Raw genomic sequence first — 18,490 nt, forward strand, 5'->3', positions numbered from 1 at the left:
GTCACTGACCAGCCTTGATCGTCTCGACCACCGCGTTGGCAAGGTTCTTCGCCGCCTTGCAGGCATCCTGATTGTGTGCCTCGATGGCGAATACGGTGAACATCAGTTCATCGGTTACGCCGACGGAGATGCCGCAGTTTTTGGGCCGCTCATTCTTTGGTGAGTTGAACGCGGCCGGGTAGTCGGCTATTTCGGTTGGCTCGAAGTAGCCGTCCGGCCACATGTTCGCCTGGTGTTGATCGTATATTCTGCTGAGTCCATCATTTCTGATGGTCGCGTACGTAAGCCCCGCGTAGGTTTCACCGTTGGCTCCAAAGCTCCAGCTGCACGAGGCGCCATCGCCATCCGTGCGTGGCCCGTTGCGTTTTGTGACAGAAAATTTCTGGAGTTGCGACTCGCTCAGGCTGTCGCATGGTTTGTCTGTGAATTTGCCGGTGTTGAGCGGTGTCGTCACTCGTGGGGCCGAGGATCCCGGGGTGCGGCCACCGGCGGGCGCACTTCCCGTGCTCGTTGACGAAGGTGAGGATTTCGGCACGCCGCTGTCGAAAGGGTTTGTCGCGCTACCGTTCGAGCAACTGCACAGGACTGATACGGTCAGTGTGCCAAGCAGGCCGACAAGGGCCGCTTTTCTGGTCATCCGCTCTTTCCTATTCATGCAGGGCATCGCTGTTGCCGACGGTCTTGTGCAGATCGCTGATCGTGGTCTCTTCATGGGCGATGTATGTGCCGTTCGACTTGCGCAGCGCGTCTATGTACGCCTGCGCGTATTCGACCATCTTCCCGTTATGGTCGACTGCGGCAAGAATCGACTGTTTCGCCGCGCGAACTTGGTCGGCGGCAGGCTGGTCCGAGCTGGGTGGCAGGAGCGATTCCGCGTTGTTCTGGAGCTTCCAGCGATCTTCGTTGATGGCGTCGCGGATTTGTTCCCATTCGATGATCTTCTTCGCCGTGACCTCGGGGGCGAAGTGGTAGCCGCCGCCCTGGGCGCCGCTGGGGCCACCGGTGCCGAAGACGCTCTGGAGGCTCACCGTGCCGCCGTCGGCGACTCGGCTCATCTCTTCGTTCCGCGCTTCTTCGACGGCCTTTTCGACTTCCGTCTCCGCTTCGCTGTGACGTTGCTCGCCCGGCACTTGCGATGACCGTGCTCCGGGTGCTGCGGTGTTCGTGCCGACCGCGCGTTCCGCCGGGCCGAGTATGCCGCGCAGGAAGTCCTCCCCAGCGGTAGCCATCAGAGTGTCCCCTCACCCCTTGTAGTCAACCGGTTCGCCAGCGTACCCGAGCCCGGTGCGGAATGGCGAGGATTCGGGAACTTCTCCGTCGCGAAGGCCCCCGGTTAGGGTGATCGGGCAGTGAGGCACCGATAAACGTGGAGGGCGGCTATGCACGACGACGGCGGGCGTTCGACCGGGGCGGGGGCCCTCTGATGCCGGTGCGGGACGCCGAGGTCGGCGATATCGGGGAAATCTGCTCGCTGATCGAAGAACACGCGCGGTACGAGGGAAACGACGCGCTCGTCCTGGATCGCGTGGAGATGACGAAGCACCTGTTCGGGCCGGAGCCGAAAGCGTGGGTGCTGATAGTGGAGTCACCGGAGCATCCCGGCGAAGTCGCGGGGTTCGCGTTCTGCTCGTGGAACTTTTCGACCTGGGAGGCGCGGCCGGGCATCTGGCTCGACGACCTCTTCGTGCGCCCCGGCTACCGCCGGTTCGGGCTCGGCCGCGAACTGCTCGACGCCTTGCGCGCCCGCACCGAGGGCAGGGTCGAATGGGACATGCAGGAAGGCAACGAGAAAGCGACCGCGTTCTACGCCAAGCTCGGCGCCGAACCGGTACCGGGCTGGATCCGGTACCGGTGGCGACCGGGGGCCGTATCGTAGGCGCCATGTCAGACAGCTCCCAGCGCCGGTCCTCCTCCATCGAGGACTACATCCGGGCCATCTACGGCCTGGTGGAGCGGGGTGAGGCGGTCACGAACACCACGCTGGCCACCCGGCTCGAAGTCAGCCCGTCCTCGGCATCGGGCATGGTGACGAAGCTGGCCCAGCAGGGGCTCGTGGAGCACGTGCCGTACCGCGGGATCGAGCTGACCGCGGACGGCATGCTCCTCGCGCGCGGGGTCCTGCGGCGGCACCGGCTGATCGAGACCTACCTGGTCCGCGAGCTGGCCTACACCTGGGACGAGGTGCACGCCGAGGCGGACGCGCTGGAGCACGCGGTTTCGGATCGGCTGGTCGAGCGGATCGCGGCGAAACTGGGGAACCCGGTCCGAGACCCGCACGGCGACCCGATCCCGGCCGAGGACGGCAGCATCGAAGACGTGCCGACGTGCATCCTCGACGAGCTGCCACCGGGATCGGTCGGCGAGATCGTGCGCGTCTGGGACACCGATCCCGATCTGCTGCGCTACCTCACCGAGCACGCGATCGGGCTCGGCAAGCGGATCGAGGTGGTCGAGCGCCAGCCGTTCGGCGGCCCGATGGTGGTGAAGGTCGGCTCGCCGCCCGACGACGCGACGCACGCGCTCGGCAAGGAGATCGCGCAGGCGCTGAGCGTCGCGGTCCGCTGACCGGCACCGGCATGACTCCGGGTAATCGTTTTCAGGGGTTTCGGCTCCCCCGTTGAACACCGGAAACCCTGCCCTTGGACTCTGGCGATCAAGGTGGTGGCGGGCCTACTCTCGTCCGGCTGTCCTCCCACTGCTTTGGAGACGTCATGACGGGTCAGCGGACGCACGCCGGGCCTGCGACCGGAAAAGAGGTGGCGCAGCTCCTTTCCACCGGTCCTTTCGCCGATGCCCTGCGCGCCGCGATCGAAGCGCGCGGGCTCGGTCTCGAGCGAATCCGGTACCGGCTCCGGACCCAGGGGGTCTCGATCAGCTTAGCCACGCTCAGTCACTGGCAGTCGGGTCGGTGCCAGCCCGATCGGCGCACCGGATCGATGATCGCGCTGAGCCATCTCGAAGCCGTGCTCCGGGTGCCGCCGGGCTCGCTGGCACGGCTGCTGACGCCCGCGCGGGGTGCTTTCCCCCGCCCCGTGCTGCAGCGGTCCACGCCGCGCTGACGGGATAAGGGCCCGCTCGTGAGAGCGGTGGTCTTCGACGAATTCGGTGTCCTGCCCGAGGTCCGCGTGGTGCCGGACCCGGTGCCGTCCCCGGCCGGTGCCGTCATCGAGGTCGAGGCGACCGGGGTGTGCCGCAGCGACTGGCATTCGGGGCAAGGGCACGATTCCGCGGTGACGCTGCCGCACGTCGCGGGGCACGAGCCGGCGGGGCGGGTCGTCGAGGTCGGTGACCGGGTGTCCGCCAGGCGGGTCGGCGATCGGGTGACGGTCCCGTTCGTCTGCGCGTGCGGGACGTGAGCGCAGCAGATCTGCGATCGCGAGTTCCAGCCAGGCGCCTCCCCTTGGGGCTCCTTCGCCGAGCTGGTCGCGATCGGCCACGCCGAGGTCGACCTCGCTGGGAAGCGCCCGCCGCCGAGGTGCGCGCTGACCGGTGGCGGCGCGCACGTGTCCCTGGACCGCGCGGGCAGCCCGGCGACGTGTGCCGCCTCGGTCGCGAGCCTGCGCAAACGGGGACGCCACGGGCAAGTGGGCTGATGCCCCCGGCGCAGGGCGTGGCGCCGATCCCGATGCACCGGGTGATCGGCCACGAACTGGCGCTGCCCGGCAGCCACGAGTACCCGGAGATCCTCGAACCGGCGCGGAGGCTGGACCTCGGACGGCTGATCGGGCGACGGATCACCCTCGGCGAAGTACCGGGCGCGCTGGCGGCGATGAACGAGCCGGTGCCCGCCACCGCGGGCGTCACCGTGGTCGGGTCCTGGCGCAGTCAGTCCTTTTCGGACAGTCGGCGCGCGACCGCCGCCGTGGATTCCTCCTCCCGCCATGCGCAGTCCCGGCCGCGCGCCCGCGGATCAGCCGAAGAGGCCGTTCAGCGCGCCGAAATCGTCACCGGCGAGAGCGTCGTAGGTGCCGAGGCGGAGCATTTCCTCGGCACCGCGGCGAGCGGTCGTGTACGCGGCCTGCGCGAGGCCGGAGCCGGCGCTCACCCTCGCCACCCCGGCCGCCGCGAGCGCGGAAACCGAAGGCGCGCCTGGCCACACCATGATGTTCACCGGCGCGTCCAGCCGCGCGGTCAGCGTGGAGATCGCGTCGGTGTCGGCGAGACCCGGCACGAAGATCCCGTGCGCACCCGCCGCGAGGTACGCCTCGGCCCGCTTCACCGTCTCGTCGAACGGTGAAGCGAGCCCGCGCAGGTAGGTGTCGATGCGGGCGTTGACGAACAGGTCGGCGACCGAGGCGGCGGCCGCGATCCGATCGGCCTGCGCGCCGATTTCCAGCAGTGGCGCGCCGCCGTCGTGGTCGGCGTCCTCGATGTTCACGCCGACGGCTCCCGCCTCGGCCACCAGCGAGGCGGTTTCCCGCACCCCTTCGGGTTTCGTGGCGTAGCCGCCTTCGATGTCCGCCGTCACCGGAACCCGCACCGCGGCGGCGATCCTGGCCACGAGGTCGACCGCGCGGTCCCTCGACAGCCGGTCACCGTCGGGGGAGCCGAGGCTCCAGGCGACACCGGCGCTGGTGGTCGCGACCGCGCGGGCACCGGCCGCCTCGACGATCAGCGCGCTCGCCGCGTCCCACGCGTTGGGCAGCACGAGCGGCTCGCCCTTCCGGTGCAGTGCGGCGAATTCCCCGTGTTTTGCGTTCATACCGCCGATTCGAGCACGTTCGGGGTGTCCGCGCTGGCGGTTTTACGACATCACCGGTGCTCACCCTTCGCGGTGCACCTGGAACCCGGCGAAGCTCTGCGCCACCGGCATCAGTTCGATCGTGTTGATGTTGACGTGCGGTGGCTGCGCGCTCGCCCAGTGCACGCTTTCGGCGACGTCCTCCGGGGCGAGCGGGGTCATGCCCTGGTACACCGCGTCGGCCTTCTCCTGGTCACCGTCGAACCGGACGGTGGAGAACTCGGTCTCGCTCATGCCCGGCTCCACACAGGTCACGCGGACACCGGTGCCGTGCAGGTCGCTGCGCAGGTTGAGGCTGAACTGGTGCACGAACGCCTTGGTGGCGCCGTAGACGCTGGCGCCGGCGTACGGGTAGCTGCCCGCGATCGAGCCGAGGTTGATGACGTGCCCGCGCCGGCGCGCGACCATGCCGGGCAGCACCGCGCGCGTGCAGTAGGTGAGGCCCTTCACGTTGGTGTCGACCATCTGGTCCCAGTCGTCGACGCCGGCTTCTTGCGCGCCCGCGAGGCCCTTCGCCAGTCCGGCGTTGTTCACCAGCACGTCGATCTCGGCGAATTCGGCAGGCAACGCGGCGATCGCGCGCTCGACCGCGTCACGGTCGCGCACGTCGAGCGCGAGCGCGCGCACGGCTTCACCGAACTCGTTCGCGAGCGGCTCCAGCCTCTCGGTGCGGCGCGCGGCCGCGACCACGCGTGCGCCGCCCGCCGCGAAGCGCCGGGCGATGGCGGCGCCGAATCCGGCGCTGGCGCCGGTCACGAACACAGTCTGCTGCTTGTCGGCCATGATCGGAGTTCACCGTTCTCTCGGTACCGTGTGCGGTATCGACTCTAGGAAGTCGCTGAGCACGGCCGAAAACTCGGTCGGCCGTTCGAGGGTCGGCAGGTGCCCGGCGCCGTCGATCACCGCGAGCGTGGCCCCGGGGACGATCCGGTGCAGCAGCCGTGCCCCGGATACCGGGGTGAACTCGTCCTCACTGCCGACGACCACGAGGGCGGGCACGGCGGCACGGCTCAGCGAATCCTCGTACCCCGGCCGCTCCGCCCGGCCGCGCAGCGCGGCCGCGGCCCCTTCCGGCGCGGTGTTCCGCATCATGGTGAGCACGTGCGCGGCGACCTCGGGCTGTCCGGTGATCGTCGCGGGCGCCACCATCTTCGGCAGCACCTCCTCGGCGTACCCGCCGATTCCTTCGCCGAGCAGCCGGTCGGCCAGCCGGTTGCGGCCGATCCTGCCCTCCGGCGTCTCGGCGACCGGCGAGGTGTCCGCGAGGACGAGCCCCCGGATCCGCTCGGGGAAGAGCCGGTGGCACTCCATCACGATCTGGCCGCCCATGGACAGTCCCCCGAGCACTACTCGGTGCAATTCGAGGCAATCGAGAAGTGCTTCGACATCGCGTGCGAACACGTCGAGCGTCGTCTTGGCGGGCTGTTCGGCGGGCTGTTCGGCGGGCTGTTCGGCGGGCTGTTCGGCGGGCTGTTCGGCGGGCTGTTCGGCGGGCGCCGTCGTGCTGCGCCCGTACCCGCGCAGATCGGGAGCGATCACGCGGTACCCGGCCTGGCTGAAGTGGTCGATCTGCGGCTGCCACATCGTGCGGTCGAACGGGTGGCCGTGCACGAGGACGAGCGCGTCCCCGGCGCCGACGTCGTCGTAACCGAGCTCGATGCCGTTCACCTGTGCGGTGCTCATGGGTCTTACCTCCTTGAGCACGGACGCTATTCGGTGCACTATGAGAGTGCAATGAAAACAATGCTCTCGGTGCAATCGCTGCCCTAGGAGGCCGGTTCGTGGACGACGCCCGTGACTACCGGCTGGTCGCCGACCGGATCGCGGCGGACATCGCGTCCGGCCGCCTCCGGCCGGGTGACCGGCTGCCGCCGCAGCGCCGGTTCGCGCGCCAGCACGGCATCGCGAACTCGACGGCGGCGCGCGTGTACGCCGATCTCGTGCGCCGCGGCCTGGTGACGGGGGAGGTGGGCCGCGGCACCTTCGTCAGGGCGGGTTCGGCGGCGGAGCACGCGCTCGCCGAGCCGGCGGATGCCAGGGTCGATCTCGAACTCAACTTCGGGGTGCTGCCGGAACAACCGGCCCTGCTTTCGGCGAGCCTGGCCGAGCTCGTCCGCCCGGACCGGTTGCGGCACAGCCTGCGGCCGTCGGTGGTGCGGGCCGACGGCCGCACCCGCGAGGCGGTCGCGTCGGCAGTCTCGGTGCCGGAGTGGCGGGCGGACCCGGAACGGCTGGTGTTCGCGGGCAACGGCAGGCAGGCGATCGCGGCGGCGGTGGCCGCGCTGGTGCCCTCCGGCGGGCGGCTCGGCGTCGAGGCGATCACCTATCCGGTGGTCAAGGGCATCGCGGCACGGCTGGGTGTGCGGCTGGTGCCGATCGAGATGGACGAGGAGGGCGTCACGCCGGACGCGGTGCGGCGGGCGCAGGGGCTGCACGCGGTGTACCTGCAGCCCGCGTTGCACAACCCGCTGGGGGTGACGATGTCGGCGCATCGGCGCGAGGAGATCGCGCTGGTGCTGCGGCAACGGGATCTCGCGTGCGTGGAGGACCGCATCTACGCGTTCCTGCGGCCGGACCTGCCGCCGCTGGCCGCGCTCGCGCCGGAACGCGTGGTGGTGGTCGACGGTTTTTCCAAACGGGTGTCGCCCGGTCTGACGCTGGGGGTCGCGGTGGTGCCGGACGGGCTCGGCGGGAAGGTCTCGGGCGCGGTGCGGTCCGGTGTCTGGGCTCCCGCGTCGTTCGCGCTCGACGCGGTGACCCAGTGGATCTCCGACGGCACGGTCACCACCCTGGCACAGGGGAAGCGCCGTGATGCCGCCGCACGGCAGGAGCTGGTGCGCGCGCGGCTGGCCGGGTTCGCGGTGCGCGCCGATTCCGCCGCCTACCACGCCTGGTGGGAGTTGCCGGAGCCGTGGCGCGCGGAGACCTTCGTCGCCGCCGCGGCACGGGCCGGGATCGCCGTGACCCCGGCCGCCGCGTTCACCGTCGGCTCCGGTCTCGCACCGGCCGCGGTGCGGCTCGCGCTGTCCGCGCCAGCCGTGTCCACAGTGGACAAGGCGCTGGGCGTGCTCGCCGCTCTCGCCGCGGAGGGGTCCGACTTCGAGTGACCGGATCGGTCCGCTTCCGGACCCGATGATGCCTTATCCGGCACGGGGCCCGCGGCCAGACTGGGGGCATGAAGAGAGCACTCGTCGTGATCGACGCCCAGGAGTCCTTCCGCCGGCGCTCCGACTGGGAGGTCGCGTCCGATCCGGAGATCGCGGACAAGATCGCCGTGCTGGTGGCCGCGGCGCGGGCGCGGGACGAGCCGGTGATCTGGGTGCTGCACACCGAGCCGGGCTCGGGGACGGTGTTCGATCCGGAGTCGGGGCACGTGCGGCTGATGGCGGGGCTCGTACCGGCCGACGGCGAGCCGGTACTGCGCAAGACCGCGCACAACGCTTTCACCACAACGAACCTTCAGCAGCTCCTGACCGTCGCCGGGATCGGCTCGCTGGCGATCTGCGGTATCCGCACCGAGCAGTGCTGCGAAACGACCGCCCGGATCGCGTCCGATCTCGGGTACGCGGTCGAGTTCGTCATCGACGGCACCGCGACCACGCCGACCCCGCACCGCGATGCGCCCGCGGACCGTTCCGCGGCGGAACTGGTGGCCGATCCGCGCACGCTCCGCGTCGAGGACATCATCGCCCGCACCGAGTACGCGCTGGCAGGCCGGTTCGCCACGATCACCACCGTCGCCGAGTTCGCCGGTGCGGCGGTGGCTGGCGTACGCTGACCGGATCGTGACCAAGGTTGCCTTCCTCCTCGCCCCGGCCGTGCACCTGCTGGACCTCGCCGGTCCCGCGCAGGTGTTCTCGACGGCCGCCGACATCGGGCTCGGCTACGAGCTGGCCTATGTGGCCGAAACCGGGGAAGTGCCGACGGCGCAAGGCATTCCGCTGAAGGCGGGCACCGCCTGGCCCGGCCTGACCGCGGCGGACCTGATCCTGGTGCCGGGCTGGCGCGCACCGCGCCTGCCCGGCACCCCCTTCACCGAGGCGGTGTTGCGGAGGCTGCGGGAGCATCACGCGAACGGTGGCCTGGTCGCCAGCGTGTGCGCGGGCGCGGACGCGCTCGGCAGGGCGGGCCTGCTGGACGGCCGCCGGTGTACGACGCACCACGAGGTCCAGGACGAGCTGGCCGCCCGGTACCCGCTGGCGAGGGTGGTGCGCGACGTGTTGTACGTAGAGGACGGCGGCATCGTCACGTCGGCCGGTATCGCGAGCGGTATCGATCTCGCGCTGCACCTCGTCGCGACCAGGCACGGTCCCGGCGCGGCGGCCCGGATCGCGAGGTCGATGGTCGTCTACGCCCGCCGCAACGGCGATGCCCGGCAGACCAGCGCGATGCTGCGGCACCGCGCGCACCTCAGCGATATCGTGCACCGCGCGCAGGACCTGATCGACGCCCGGTTCACCGATCGCCTGCCGCTCGGCGATCTCGCGAAGGCGTCTGGCTGCAGCGAACGCACGCTCACCAGGCTGTTCGTCACCACGACCGGCCTGACCCCGTTGCGCTACCAGCAGACGCTCCGCCTGGAGCGCGCCGAACACCTGATCAACGGCGGCTCGGCCGTGGAGTCCGCGGCCCGCGCGGTCGGCTTCGAAGACGCCAGGATGCTCCGGCGGCTTCGCTCGCGGGCGGCCGCGGAACCGCCCACTAGCGCTTGAGAACATCAGGAAAGGAAAGCCGGAACCCGAGACGTCCAGCTTCCGCGGACGAGGACACGGGCAACACGGCCCCGGGAATCAACGACCGCAACCGCTCCGCTGTGGACACCGGATGCACCGGATCGGTCTCCCGGCAAGGGAAGCAGCTCATCGGCCACGGCCGGAGTGAACGAAAACGCCGGGTAATCCGCGAAGATCGGCAACGGGTCGGCAAAGCCAGTCGCCGAAAGCGGTGCGGAGCCATGATCGCCGCGCGCAAGGCCGTGTCGCAGCCGGGTGAGGAGCCCGCGAAGTCGATGGGCTGGTCGATCCCCGCCGCCGCATTGTCCGAAGTGGACCGGTGCCGGTGCTGGACAAACTGCGAACACGTCAACGCCGATCCCGTACCGGCGTTCGATCTGGTCGCCGCGCTGTCCTGGTGCGCATGGTGCCGCGGTCGAAGGTGTGGATCGGGCCACGCCTGCCGGGGACGAACTTCGCGCTGACGAAGGTGGCCGAGCAGATCAGCTCGACCGCGAACGCGATCGAGCTGCCCGACTACCGCGCGGTTACGCGAACAGCTTCTGCACGAAGGAAATGATGCTTTCCGCGGCGGAGCGCAACCAGTCGATGATGTTGTTGACGAGACCGGCCGACTGGCCGGGGTGGACGATGACGAAGAACAAGATCAAGACCACGGCCAGGATCCCGATGACCTTCCCCATGACCCCTCCCTTCCCAGTCGCCCCAACCTTACCGTGATTTGGGTGACTGAACACAGACCGCGAGCAATCTTGCCGGTATTGCCTGGTTCTGATCGCTGTGCGTGTTCTGGGGATTGCGCTGGGCTAACCGGCGTGCTGGAAACCGACCCGTTCGGCGAGGCAGGCCAGGTACACGGCCGATGCCCTCGCTGGATCGCGAATGTCCTGACCGGACAGCCTGGTCAGCTTGTCCAATCGGTACACCAGCGTGTTCCGGTGCACGTGCAGGGCCTTGGCCGCGCGCACCAGGTTGAAACCCGACTCGCACCACGCGATCACCGTCGCGACGAGCGCGGGGCGGTTCGGATCGTCGCCGAGGCCGCCGAGCTGCCCGGCGACGAACCGCGCCCGCGCTTCGTGCGCGGTGGTTTCGAGTAGCTGCGGCACGCGGAGGCCGTCGATCGGGAACACGGCCGCGTCGCCGCCGAGCTTCGAGCCGAGGCGCAGCGCGGCCGCGGCGTCGGTGTACGACCGGTGCAGCCCGGCGACGTCGGTGGCCGGTTCGCCGGTCCCGGCGAGCGCTTCCGTGCCGTGCCGTTCGCGCAGCAACGCGATCGTCAGCCCGGCGCGCCTGCCGAGCTCGGCTCGGCTCGCGGCGTGGTGCAGTACCGCGTACCGGCCGGCGCTGATCTCGCCGACGACGTCCTGCGGATCGCCGAACACCTCGCGGATCGTCCGCGGTGCCTCCGCCTCGCGCGCTTCGATGACGATCGCGGTCCTGGTCAGAGTCGGGTCCAGGCCGAGTTCTCGCGCGCGGGCCGCGAGCGCGCCCGGTTCGACCACGTCGGCGTCGTACAACGCGATGTCGCGGAGCAGGTCTTCCAGCGCCTGCTCCCGCAGCAGCCGTGATCTGACCAAAGTGGACTCGCGGAGCAGGATCTCGGTCTGCCGCTGCACCACGAGCCCGAACTGGCGGACTCGCCGCGGCGAGCCGGTGAGGCCGACCGTGCCGACCGCGACGCCGTCGATCACGATCGGCAGCGTGATCCCCGGCCGCACGCCGTGCAGGGCGCGCGCCTGCTCGGCCGAATGCGTCGCGGGTTCACCGGTGCGCAGCACCTCGACCGAGGCCTCGTGCACGGTGCCCACCCGCGCCGCGTCGCCGCTGCCGATGACCACCGCGTCCCGGCCGGTGATGAGCACGTTCAGGCCGATGATCGTGCTCGTCTCGCGCGCGATCTCCTGCGCCAGTTCGGAGGTCAGCAGCGGCGCGCTCATCGTACGAATCGTACAGCTCAAGCTGCTTCAAAGTGTGAATGTTCGTGCGGATCGTCCGCTGACTCCGCGGTCCGCTGTGGCTAGCGTCACTTGTCATCGCTGACGAAACACGGCATCCCCTGGCGTGCCGCGCCCGGGAAACGGTGGGAGTCCGGCATGGCGAACCAGTCCTTGGAACACGGCAAACCGTCGAAGACGCATTGGCTCATCACCATGTACGCCGGTGGTGGCGAGTTCTGCGACGGCTACATCCTCAGCATCATCGGCGTGGCGCTACCGCTGGTCACGGGTACCTTTTCGATGAGCGGCACGGCCGCGGGCGTGCTCGGCTCGGCTTCGCTCGTCGGCATGTTCTTCGGCGGGCTGATCTTCGGCTACGTCACCGACCGGATCGGCAGGCAGAAGGTCTACCTCGCCGATATCGCCGCGTTCATCCTCCTGTCGGCGCTGCAGTTCTTCGCCGCCGACCCGTGGCAGCTCACCGTGCTGCGGTTCCTGATGGGCATCGCGATCGGCGCCGATTTCGCGATCGCGGCCACGATCGCCTCGGAGTTCGCGCCGCGGAAGTCGCGCGGGCCGCTGCTCGTGGTGATGGTGACGATGTGGTCGCTCGGCGCCGCGACCGCCTACGTCGCGGGCTGGGCGATGCTCTCGATCGGTGACGACGCGTGGCGCTGGATGCTCGCGAGCAGCGCGGTACCGGCGGCGTTGATCCTGCTGCTGCGGATCGGCACGCCGGAATCGCCGCGATGGCTCCTGAGCAAGGGGCGCACCGAGGAAGCCCGCGAAGTGCTCCGCAAAATGCTCGGACCCGGCGCGGATTTGTCCGACGTGGCCGCCGACTGCGACTCGCGCACCCGGTACGGCGACATCTTCCGCGGCCCGTACCTCCGGCGGACCGTGTTCGTCTGCGTCTTCTGGGCCTGCCAGCTCCTGCCGATCTACGCGATCACGACGTACCAGCCGACGATCCTGCATTCGCTCGGCCTCGCCGAGGGCAATGCGTCCTATCTCGGCTCGGTGATCATCCAGGTCTTCTTCGTGCTCGGCTCGTTGTCCGGCGCGCTCGTGGTGAACAAGGGCCGCCGCAGGCTGCTGCTGTGGAGCTTCGGGATCGCGGCGGTGCCGTTGTTCCTGCTCGGCATCCTCGGGAATCCGGCGACCTGGCTGGTGGTCGTGCTGTTCGCGGTGTTCGGCATCGCGTCGTTTTCGAGCCAGTGCCTGCAGGCGATCTACCCGTCGGAGCTGTTCCCGACCGGGGTCCGCGCCACCGCGAACGGGTTCGCCACCGGGATCAGCAGGATCGGCGCCGCGATCGGCACCTACGGCGCTCCGCTGCTGCTCGCGCACAGCACGCGGGTGACCATGATCGTCGGCGGGGTGATCGCGGTGCTCGGCCTCGTCGCGTCGTTCGCGCTGGCACCGGAAACCACCGGCATGACGCTGGCGGAGTCGAGTTCGGCGACCGGGCAGGCGGCACGCCGCGCGCGCGTCGCGCAGGAGGTGAAATGACGGTCACCGTCGTCGGCGGCGGAATCGTCGGGCTGTGCTGCGCGCACTACCTGAGCGAAGCCGGGCACGAAGTCACCGTGCTGGAACGAGCGCGAGTCGGCAGCGGGGCGTCGCGGGGGAACGCGGGCGAGATCTGCCCCGACCTGGTTGTCCCGCTGCCCGCGCCCGGCACGATCGTCCCGGCGCTGCGCGGGTTGCCGAGGCCGGAAAGCGCGTTGTACATCCGCCCGCGCCCCGACCCGGCCCTTCTCCGGTTCCTGGTCCGGTTCGCGGTCAACACGACCGAACGCCGGTACGCGCGGGGCGTGCGCACGCTCGCCAAGCTGGCCGACGGCACCTTCGACCTGTTCGCCGGGCTGGCGAAGTCCGGTGTGGACGGTGACACGGTCAAACACGGCTTCGTCTTCGCGTTTTCGTCCCGTGCGGCCGCGATGACCGAGTGGGAAGCGCAACGGAAGATCGGCGCACCCCTCGCCACGGACGTACTCGGCGCGCGCGGCCTTCGCGGGCTGGAGCCCGCGTTGGGCGACGGTGCGCGCGCCGGTTTCCTCGTCGGCGACCAGTGGTCCGTCGACCCATCGAGGTTCGTCGACCGGCTCGTCTCGCACCTGCGCGCCAAGGGGGTGCGCATCGTCGAAGGCGCGCGTGCCACGTTCGTCGAAGAGACCGCCGGTGGTGCACGGGTACGGAGTTCGGCGGGCGACTTCGGCTCGGAGACCGTGGTGATCGCCGCGGGTGTCCGGTCGCGCGAGCTGTGCCGTCAGCTCGGGGCCGGTCTGAACCTGTTCCCCGGCAAGGGGTACAGCTTCTCGGTCGAGGCGGATCCGCTGCCGCGGCAGGTGGTGCACCTCGGGGACGCGCGCGTCGTGTTCACGCCGATGGGCGGGCGGCTGCGGGTGGCGGGCACGATGGAGTTCGACTCGGACCCCGACGCGTTCCACGCCCGCCGGATCGCCGCGATCGTCGCCGCGGCGCGACCTTACCTCGCCGCCGACTGGGACGGCCGCCGGGACGAATGGGTCGGTGCGCGCGTGCTGACGCCGGACGGGCTGCCCGCGATCGGCAGGGTGCCCGGCCGGGAGCGGATCCTGCTGGCGTCGGGGCACAACATGCTCGGCCTGATGCTCGGCCCGGCGACGGGACGCCTGATCACCGATTTCGTGGCGGGTGAACCGGACCCGGCGCTGGTGTCCGCTTTGGACCCGGACCGGCTGGCCCGCCGGGTGCGGCCGAGATAGGTCAGCTCGGATCGCGGCCGCAGTAGGCGATGAGCCGGTCACTCGCCGAGGCTTCCACCGGCATGGCGACCGGGAGCGCGAACCGATGTGAACGGTCCACATCGGACACCAGAAGTGGCGCGACTTCGAGCAGCTCTTCGGCGAGTGCTGCGGGCACTGGGTGGTGCGCGGTGCGGGTTCGCGCGACGTCCCAGCCGTGTACGGCGATTTCGAGCGCGCCGGCGCTCGTCACGACGCCCGCGGTCAGCGAATGGTCCTCAATGGACACCGCGTCGCGCACCGGCTCGGCCCAGTAGCCGATGAGCCGCGTCGCACGGTCGCGAACGGCGGCCACCGGGTCGTCGTCAGTGCGGTGTGGTGCGGCGATCGGGACGTGGCCGCTCTCGCTCGCTTCGCACAGGGCGGTGAGGGAGTCCGCGAGGTGTGCCAGCAGCGCCCGGAGGTCCCAGCCCCGGCACGGTGTCGGCTCGTGCAGTGCCACCGGACCGGCCAGTGCCAGCGCGCCGAGCGCGTAGGTGACCGCGCGTTCCAGCAGCGCGACACCGCCCAGCAGGGCGGGTTCGCGGCGCATCAGGTCGCGGGCTCGTGGTCGGCGGGCAGGCTCTCCGGTAGTTCGAACTTCGCGAACAGTGCGACGTCGAGGAACGTGCCGACGTGGCTGATCCCGGCCGAGGTGATGGTGAAAACCTGCAGGTTGAACGCGTGGAAGCGGCCGTCGGGGCCGCGGAGGTAGGTGGCGAGTCCCGGCTGGCCGTTGGCCTCGATCGGCAGCAGCCGGAGATCGCCCGCCTTTCCGGGGCAGCGCAGCGCGAGGTGCTGCCCGACGGCTTCCGGGCCGAGGTACCAGTTGCCGAACGGCGGCATCTCCCACACGACGTCGTCGGTGCACAGCTCGACGATCGTGGCGATGTCCTTGCGTTCCATCGCCGCCGCGTACCGGTCGAGCAGCGCGCGCTGCTCGGCGTCGGCAGGCTCGGTGACGGTGTCCTCGGCCGGGCGAACCCGCGCGAGCTGCGCGCGGGCGCGCTGCAGGATGCTGTTGGCCGCCGCGGTGGTGATCCCGACCGCGTCGGCGACCTCGGCCGCGCGCCACTGGATCACGTCGCGCAGGACGAGCACCGCGCGCTGGCGCGGCGGCAGGTGCTGCAGCGCGGCGACGAGCGCGAGCCGCAGGCTCTCGCGGGACCCGACGACCGAGGCGGGGTCGGTCATCCGGTCCGGGATCGGTTCGAGCCACGGGACTTCGCCCTGGTCGATCAGCTCGTCACCGGGGTCCGAGCTGCCGCCGAGCCCGGTCGGCATCGGGCGCCGCGACCGCCCTTCGAGCGCGGTCAGGCACGCGCTCGTCGCGATCCGGTACAGCCAGGTGCGCAGCGAAGACCGGCCCTCGAACCGGTCGTAACCGCGCCAGGCGCGGAGGTAGGTCTCCTGGACGAGATCTTCGGCGTCGTGCACCGAACCGAGCATCCGGTAGCAGTGCGCCATCAGCTCGCGGCGGTACGGGTCTGCCTGGTCGAGGAAGTCGCCGCTCACCGGGCTGAGCATAGATCGCATACCGGTACTGACCCGGCGGCGCGGCGGAAGTCATCGGTGCGCGCCGGAATCCGCCTCCCGGTAACGCGAACGGCCTAATTCCCTGGCCGGATGTCGAGTTGGGCCATCGCGCTACGACGTAGTTGTGACGGTGGCGCCCGCCGCCGGGACGGAGCGTGGTGGCGATGGAGGAACGTGACCGGGTGCGGACGCTCTTCGCGTGCTGCCACCCGTCGCTCGACCGTGACGCGCGCGTGGCGCTCACCCTGCAGCTCGCGTGCGGGCTGCCGATCGCCGACATCGCACGGGTGTTCCTGGTGCCGGAACGGGACATGGCGTCGCGGCTCGCGGACGCCGCGCGGGTGAAGAACCGCCTGCCGGACCGGATGCCGTCGGGCGCGGAGCTGCCGGGCAGGCTCGACGCGGTGCTCGACGTCATCCACCTGCTCTACACGACCGGGCACACCGCGACCTCGGGTGACGCGCTGGTGCACGGCGATGTCGTGACGCTCGCGATCGAGCTGGCCGGTGCGCTGCGCGACCTGATGCCGGACGAGGTCGAGGTCCGCGGCCTGCTGGCGTTGCTGCTGGTCACCGATGCCAGACGGGCGTCGCGGACGGACGCCGAGGGCAGGCTGGTGACGCTGGAGGACCAGGACCGCTCCGCTTGGGACCGCGCCGCGATCGACGAGGGGCAGCGGCTCGTCGCGGGCGCGTTGCGGGCGGGGCGGCCCGGCCGGTTCACCCTGCAGGCGGCGATCGCCACCGTGCACGCGACCGCGCCGAGCTTCGCGCACACCGACTGGTCGCAGATCGTGGTGCTCTATGACGAACTGCTCAAGGTGTGGCCGTCGCCGGTGGTGGCGCTCAACAGGGCGATCGCGCTCGGCATGGTCGACGGCCCGGCGATCGCGCTCGCCGAGCTGGACGCGCTGGACCGGGACGGCTCGCTGGCCGGATATCGTTATCTGCCCGCCGCGCGCGCCGACCTGCTGCGCAAGCTCGGCCGTACCGCCGAAGCCGCGGTGGCCTACCGCGCGGCGCTGGCGCTGGAAGGAAACGGGCCGGAGCGGGAGTTCCTGCTCGGCAGGCTCGCCGAGGTGGTGGCACGCACTTGACAGTTGTGCCAGAATTTCCGGTGTCGTGCCGGAGCATCCCGGCACGGGTCGGAGCCGAGAGGCGCTGCGACGGGCCCACGGTCCGCCACGCTCGGCTCGCCGCGGCCTCCCGTTCGAAGGGCGCCTCCTTTTCCGAAGGAGGCAGTTTTCGTGAAGCACCAAACCATCAACGGCGTCGAGTTCGCCGTGGCGGATCTCGCACTGGCCGAGGCGGGCCGCACCCAGATCCGCCTCGCCGAGCACGAGATGCCCGGCCTGATGGCCACACGCCGCGAGTACGCGGCGGCACAGCCGTTGAAGGGCGCGAGGATCGCCGGTTCGCTGCACATGACCGTGCAGACCGCGGTGCTCATCGAGACGCTGGTCGAACTCGGCGCGCAGGTGCGCTGGGTGTCCTGCAACATCTTCTCCACCCAGGACGAGGCCGCGGCCGCCGTGGTGGTCGGGCCGGACGGCACGCCGGATCGTCCACAAGGGACTTCCGTGTTCGCGTGGAAGGGCGAGACGCCCGAAGAGTACTGGTGGTGCACCGACAAGCTCTTCGCCTTCCCGGACGGCCCGCCGACCTCGATCCTCGACGACGGCGGCGACGCGACCCTGCTCGTCCACAAGGGAGTGGAGTTCGAGAAGGCGGGCGCGGTACCGAACCCCGGCGAGGAAGACCCCGAGGACTACCGGCTTCTCCTGCGCACGCTCGCGGAAAGCCTGCGCGCGGACGGCAAGCGGTTCACCCGGATCGCCGAGGAAATCCGTGGTGTCACCGAGGAGACCACGGCAGGCGTCAACCGCCTGTACCGCTTCGCGCGCGACGGCGAACTGCTCTTCCCCGCGATCAACGTGAACGACTCGGTGACGAAGTCCAAGTTCGACAACAAGTACGGCATCCGGCACTCCCTTGTGGACGGTCTCAACAGGGCGACGGACGTGATGCTCGGCGGCAAGATCGCCGTGGTGTGCGGTTACGGTGACGTCGGGAAGGGCGCCGCCGAGTCGCTGCGCGGCCAGGGCGCCCGCGTGGTGGTCACCGAGGTGGACCCGATCTGCGCGCTGCAGGCCGCGATGGACGGGCTCGAAGTGCTGCGCCTCGACGACGTCATCGAGCGCGGGGACATCTTCGTCACCACCACCGGCAACTGCGACATCATCATGGCCGCGGACATGCTGAAGATGAAGCACAACGCCGTCGTCGCGAACGTGGGCCACTTCGACAACGAGATCGACATGGCCGGGCTGGCGAAGGTGCCCGGCGTGCGGAAGAACGAGATCAAGCCGCAGGTCCACGAATGGACCTTTTCCGACGGGCACGCGATCCTCGTGCTGTCCGAGGGCAGGCTGATGAACCTCGGCAACGCGACCGGGCACCCGAGCTTCGTGATGTCGAACTCGTTCACCAACCAGACGATCGCGCAGATCGAGGTCTTCACCAAGCCGGGCAGCTACGCCAAGGACGTCTACACCCTGCCGAAGCACCTCGACGAGAAGGTCGCGCGCCTGCACCTCGACGCGCTCGGCGTGCGGCTCACCGAGCTGACCAAGAAACAGGCCGAGTACATCGGCGTCGACGTCGGCGGTCCGTACAAACTGGACCACTACCGCTACTGACCTGAAGGTGGCCTTGAGGACCGAGATGCCCTGAAGGGCGCCTTCGGGGAATCGGATTCCTCCAAGGCTCCCT

General features: G+C 70.1%; 20 protein-coding genes and 1 pseudogene. 12 read left to right on the top strand and 9 right to left on the bottom strand.

Annotated features, from left to right (window positions below; translation table 11 throughout):
• Window position 1: 1 nt before the first annotated feature.
• A complete protein-coding gene (locus tag ABD256_RS25970) occupies window positions 2-637 on the bottom strand; it encodes a DUF3558 domain-containing protein (RefSeq protein ID WP_344424134.1) in 636 nt (211 codons plus the stop codon).
• A gap of 10 nt (window positions 638-647) precedes the next feature.
• Window positions 648-1,229, bottom strand: coding sequence for a hypothetical protein (locus tag ABD256_RS25975; RefSeq protein ID WP_344424137.1), 582 nt, complete (start codon window positions 1,227-1,229; stop codon window positions 648-650).
• Window positions 1,230-1,423: 194 nt separating this feature from the next.
• Here ABD256_RS25975 and ABD256_RS25980 point away from each other — a divergent pair, with 194 nt between their 5' ends.
• From ABD256_RS25980 to ABD256_RS25995, 4 genes and pseudogenes are all read left to right on the top strand, one after another.
• Window positions 1,424-1,876 (top strand): GNAT family N-acetyltransferase, encoded by a 453-nt coding sequence (locus ABD256_RS25980; RefSeq protein WP_344424140.1) that lies wholly within the window; start codon window positions 1,424-1,426, stop codon window positions 1,874-1,876.
• A 5-nt stretch (window positions 1,877-1,881) separates the two neighbouring features.
• The gene (locus ABD256_RS25985; protein ID WP_344424143.1) at window positions 1,882-2,565 is read left to right on the top strand and encodes a metal-dependent transcriptional regulator; all 684 of its coding nucleotides are present in this window, start codon (window positions 1,882-1,884) and stop codon (window positions 2,563-2,565) included.
• Between the two features lie 146 nt (window positions 2,566-2,711).
• A complete protein-coding gene (locus ABD256_RS25990; RefSeq protein ID WP_344424146.1) occupies window positions 2,712-3,059 on the top strand; it encodes a transcriptional regulator in 348 nt (115 codons plus the stop codon).
• An 18-nt stretch (window positions 3,060-3,077) separates the two neighbouring features.
• Window positions 3,078-3,811: pseudogene (locus ABD256_RS25995) on the top strand (alcohol dehydrogenase catalytic domain-containing protein); the annotation flags it as partial.
• A gap of 99 nt (window positions 3,812-3,910) precedes the next feature.
• Here ABD256_RS25995 and ABD256_RS26000 read toward each other — a convergent pair.
• From ABD256_RS26000 to ABD256_RS26010, 3 genes are read right to left on the bottom strand one after another with little or no spacing between them, the layout of a single operon-like run.
• Complete coding sequence (locus tag ABD256_RS26000; RefSeq protein ID WP_344424149.1) at window positions 3,911-4,702, bottom strand: isocitrate lyase/PEP mutase family protein; 792 nt, start codon at window positions 4,700-4,702, stop codon at window positions 3,911-3,913.
• Between the two features lie 60 nt (window positions 4,703-4,762).
• On the bottom strand, window positions 4,763-5,524 hold the full coding sequence (locus ABD256_RS26005; protein ID WP_344424152.1) for an SDR family NAD(P)-dependent oxidoreductase: 762 nt from the start codon (window positions 5,522-5,524) through the stop codon (window positions 4,763-4,765).
• A 9-nt stretch (window positions 5,525-5,533) separates the two neighbouring features.
• Window positions 5,534-6,424, bottom strand: coding sequence for an alpha/beta fold hydrolase (locus tag ABD256_RS26010; RefSeq protein ID WP_344424155.1), 891 nt, complete (start codon window positions 6,422-6,424; stop codon window positions 5,534-5,536).
• A 98-nt stretch (window positions 6,425-6,522) separates the two neighbouring features.
• On the opposite strand from ABD256_RS26010, the gene ABD256_RS26015 reads away from it, so the two are divergent.
• From ABD256_RS26015 to ABD256_RS26030, 4 genes are all read left to right on the top strand, one after another.
• Complete coding sequence (locus tag ABD256_RS26015) at window positions 6,523-7,848, top strand: aminotransferase-like domain-containing protein (RefSeq protein WP_344424158.1); 1,326 nt, start codon at window positions 6,523-6,525, stop codon at window positions 7,846-7,848.
• A 68-nt stretch (window positions 7,849-7,916) separates the two neighbouring features.
• A complete protein-coding gene (locus tag ABD256_RS26020) occupies window positions 7,917-8,519 on the top strand; it encodes an isochorismatase family protein (protein ID WP_344424161.1) in 603 nt (200 codons plus the stop codon).
• A gap of 7 nt (window positions 8,520-8,526) precedes the next feature.
• Window positions 8,527-9,453, top strand: a complete 927-nt coding sequence (locus tag ABD256_RS26025) for a GlxA family transcriptional regulator (RefSeq protein ID WP_344424164.1) — start codon at window positions 8,527-8,529, stop codon at window positions 9,451-9,453.
• A gap of 242 nt (window positions 9,454-9,695) precedes the next feature.
• Complete coding sequence (locus ABD256_RS26030; protein WP_344424167.1) at window positions 9,696-9,938, top strand: hypothetical protein; 243 nt, start codon at window positions 9,696-9,698, stop codon at window positions 9,936-9,938.
• 63 nt (window positions 9,939-10,001) lie between these two features.
• On the opposite strand, the gene ABD256_RS26035 is transcribed toward ABD256_RS26030, so the two are convergent.
• A complete protein-coding gene (locus tag ABD256_RS26035) occupies window positions 10,002-10,157 on the bottom strand; it encodes a hypothetical protein (RefSeq protein WP_344424170.1) in 156 nt (51 codons plus the stop codon).
• A 123-nt stretch (window positions 10,158-10,280) separates the two neighbouring features.
• Window positions 10,281-11,414: a CdaR family transcriptional regulator gene (locus ABD256_RS26040; protein WP_344424173.1), complete on the bottom strand. Its 1,134-nt coding sequence runs from the start codon at window positions 11,412-11,414 to the stop codon at window positions 10,281-10,283.
• Between the two features lie 156 nt (window positions 11,415-11,570).
• On the opposite strand from ABD256_RS26040, the gene ABD256_RS26045 reads away from it, so the two are divergent.
• Window positions 11,571-12,926: an MFS transporter gene (locus ABD256_RS26045; RefSeq protein WP_344424176.1), complete on the top strand. Its 1,356-nt coding sequence runs from the start codon at window positions 11,571-11,573 to the stop codon at window positions 12,924-12,926.
• Window positions 12,923-14,164 carry an NAD(P)/FAD-dependent oxidoreductase gene (locus tag ABD256_RS26050; RefSeq protein ID WP_344424179.1) on the top strand — a complete coding sequence of 414 codons (1,242 nt, stop codon included), beginning with the start codon at window positions 12,923-12,925 and terminating at the stop codon, window positions 14,162-14,164. Before ABD256_RS26045 ends, ABD256_RS26050 begins: the two co-directional genes overlap by 4 nt.
• Window position 14,165: 1 nt before the next feature.
• Here ABD256_RS26050 and ABD256_RS26055 read toward each other — a convergent pair whose 3' ends face one another.
• A complete protein-coding gene (locus ABD256_RS26055) occupies window positions 14,166-14,735 on the bottom strand; it encodes a TIGR03086 family metal-binding protein (RefSeq protein WP_344424182.1) in 570 nt (189 codons plus the stop codon).
• Window positions 14,735-15,718 (bottom strand): sigma-70 family RNA polymerase sigma factor, encoded by a 984-nt coding sequence (locus ABD256_RS26060; RefSeq protein WP_425546522.1) that lies wholly within the window; start codon window positions 15,716-15,718, stop codon window positions 14,735-14,737. Before ABD256_RS26060 ends, ABD256_RS26055 begins: the two co-directional genes overlap by 1 nt.
• Before the next feature lie 164 nt (window positions 15,719-15,882).
• Here ABD256_RS26060 and ABD256_RS26065 point away from each other — a divergent pair, with 164 nt between their 5' ends.
• The gene (locus tag ABD256_RS26065) at window positions 15,883-16,815 is read left to right on the top strand and encodes an RNA polymerase sigma factor (protein ID WP_344424185.1); all 933 of its coding nucleotides are present in this window, start codon (window positions 15,883-15,885) and stop codon (window positions 16,813-16,815) included.
• A 150-nt stretch (window positions 16,816-16,965) separates the two neighbouring features.
• Window positions 16,966-18,417 (top strand): adenosylhomocysteinase, encoded by a 1,452-nt coding sequence (ahcY, locus tag ABD256_RS26070; RefSeq protein WP_344424188.1) that lies wholly within the window; start codon window positions 16,966-16,968, stop codon window positions 18,415-18,417.
• Window positions 18,418-18,490: the final 73 nt, after the last annotated feature.

Source organism: Amycolatopsis minnesotensis, assembly GCF_039529815.1.
In the GTDB taxonomy this organism is placed as follows: Bacteria; Actinomycetota; Actinomycetes; order Mycobacteriales; family Pseudonocardiaceae; genus Amycolatopsis; species Amycolatopsis minnesotensis.

Coding starts and splice junctions, on each gene's coding strand:
- ABD256_RS25970 (WP_344424134.1), bottom strand. CDS start 637: ATGACCAGAAAAGCGGCCCTTGTCGGCCTGCTTGGCACACTGACCGTA.
- ABD256_RS25975 (WP_344424137.1), bottom strand. CDS start 1,229: ATGGCTACCGCTGGGGAGGACTTCCTGCGCGGCATACTCGGCCCGGCG.
- ABD256_RS25980 (WP_344424140.1), top strand. CDS start 1,424: ATGCCGGTGCGGGACGCCGAGGTCGGCGATATCGGGGAAATCTGCTCG.
- ABD256_RS25985 (WP_344424143.1), top strand. CDS start 1,882: ATGTCAGACAGCTCCCAGCGCCGGTCCTCCTCCATCGAGGACTACATC.
- ABD256_RS25990 (WP_344424146.1), top strand. CDS start 2,712: ATGACGGGTCAGCGGACGCACGCCGGGCCTGCGACCGGAAAAGAGGTG.
- ABD256_RS26000 (WP_344424149.1), bottom strand. CDS start 4,702: ATGAACGCAAAACACGGGGAATTCGCCGCACTGCACCGGAAGGGCGAG.
- ABD256_RS26005 (WP_344424152.1), bottom strand. CDS start 5,524: ATGGCCGACAAGCAGCAGACTGTGTTCGTGACCGGCGCCAGCGCCGGA.
- ABD256_RS26010 (WP_344424155.1), bottom strand. CDS start 6,424: ATGAGCACCGCACAGGTGAACGGCATCGAGCTCGGTTACGACGACGTC.
- ABD256_RS26020 (WP_344424161.1), top strand. CDS start 7,917: ATGAAGAGAGCACTCGTCGTGATCGACGCCCAGGAGTCCTTCCGCCGG.
- ABD256_RS26030 (WP_344424167.1), top strand. CDS start 9,696: ATGATCGCCGCGCGCAAGGCCGTGTCGCAGCCGGGTGAGGAGCCCGCG.
- ABD256_RS26035 (WP_344424170.1), bottom strand. CDS start 10,157: ATGGGGAAGGTCATCGGGATCCTGGCCGTGGTCTTGATCTTGTTCTTC.
- ABD256_RS26040 (WP_344424173.1), bottom strand. CDS start 11,414: ATGAGCGCGCCGCTGCTGACCTCCGAACTGGCGCAGGAGATCGCGCGC.
- ABD256_RS26045 (WP_344424176.1), top strand. CDS start 11,571: ATGGCGAACCAGTCCTTGGAACACGGCAAACCGTCGAAGACGCATTGG.
- ABD256_RS26050 (WP_344424179.1), top strand. CDS start 12,923: ATGACGGTCACCGTCGTCGGCGGCGGAATCGTCGGGCTGTGCTGCGCG.
- ABD256_RS26055 (WP_344424182.1), bottom strand. CDS start 14,735: ATGCGCCGCGAACCCGCCCTGCTGGGCGGTGTCGCGCTGCTGGAACGC.
- ABD256_RS26060 (WP_425546522.1), bottom strand. CDS start 15,718: ATGCGATCTATGCTCAGCCCGGTGAGCGGCGACTTCCTCGACCAGGCA.
- ABD256_RS26065 (WP_344424185.1), top strand. CDS start 15,883: ATGGAGGAACGTGACCGGGTGCGGACGCTCTTCGCGTGCTGCCACCCG.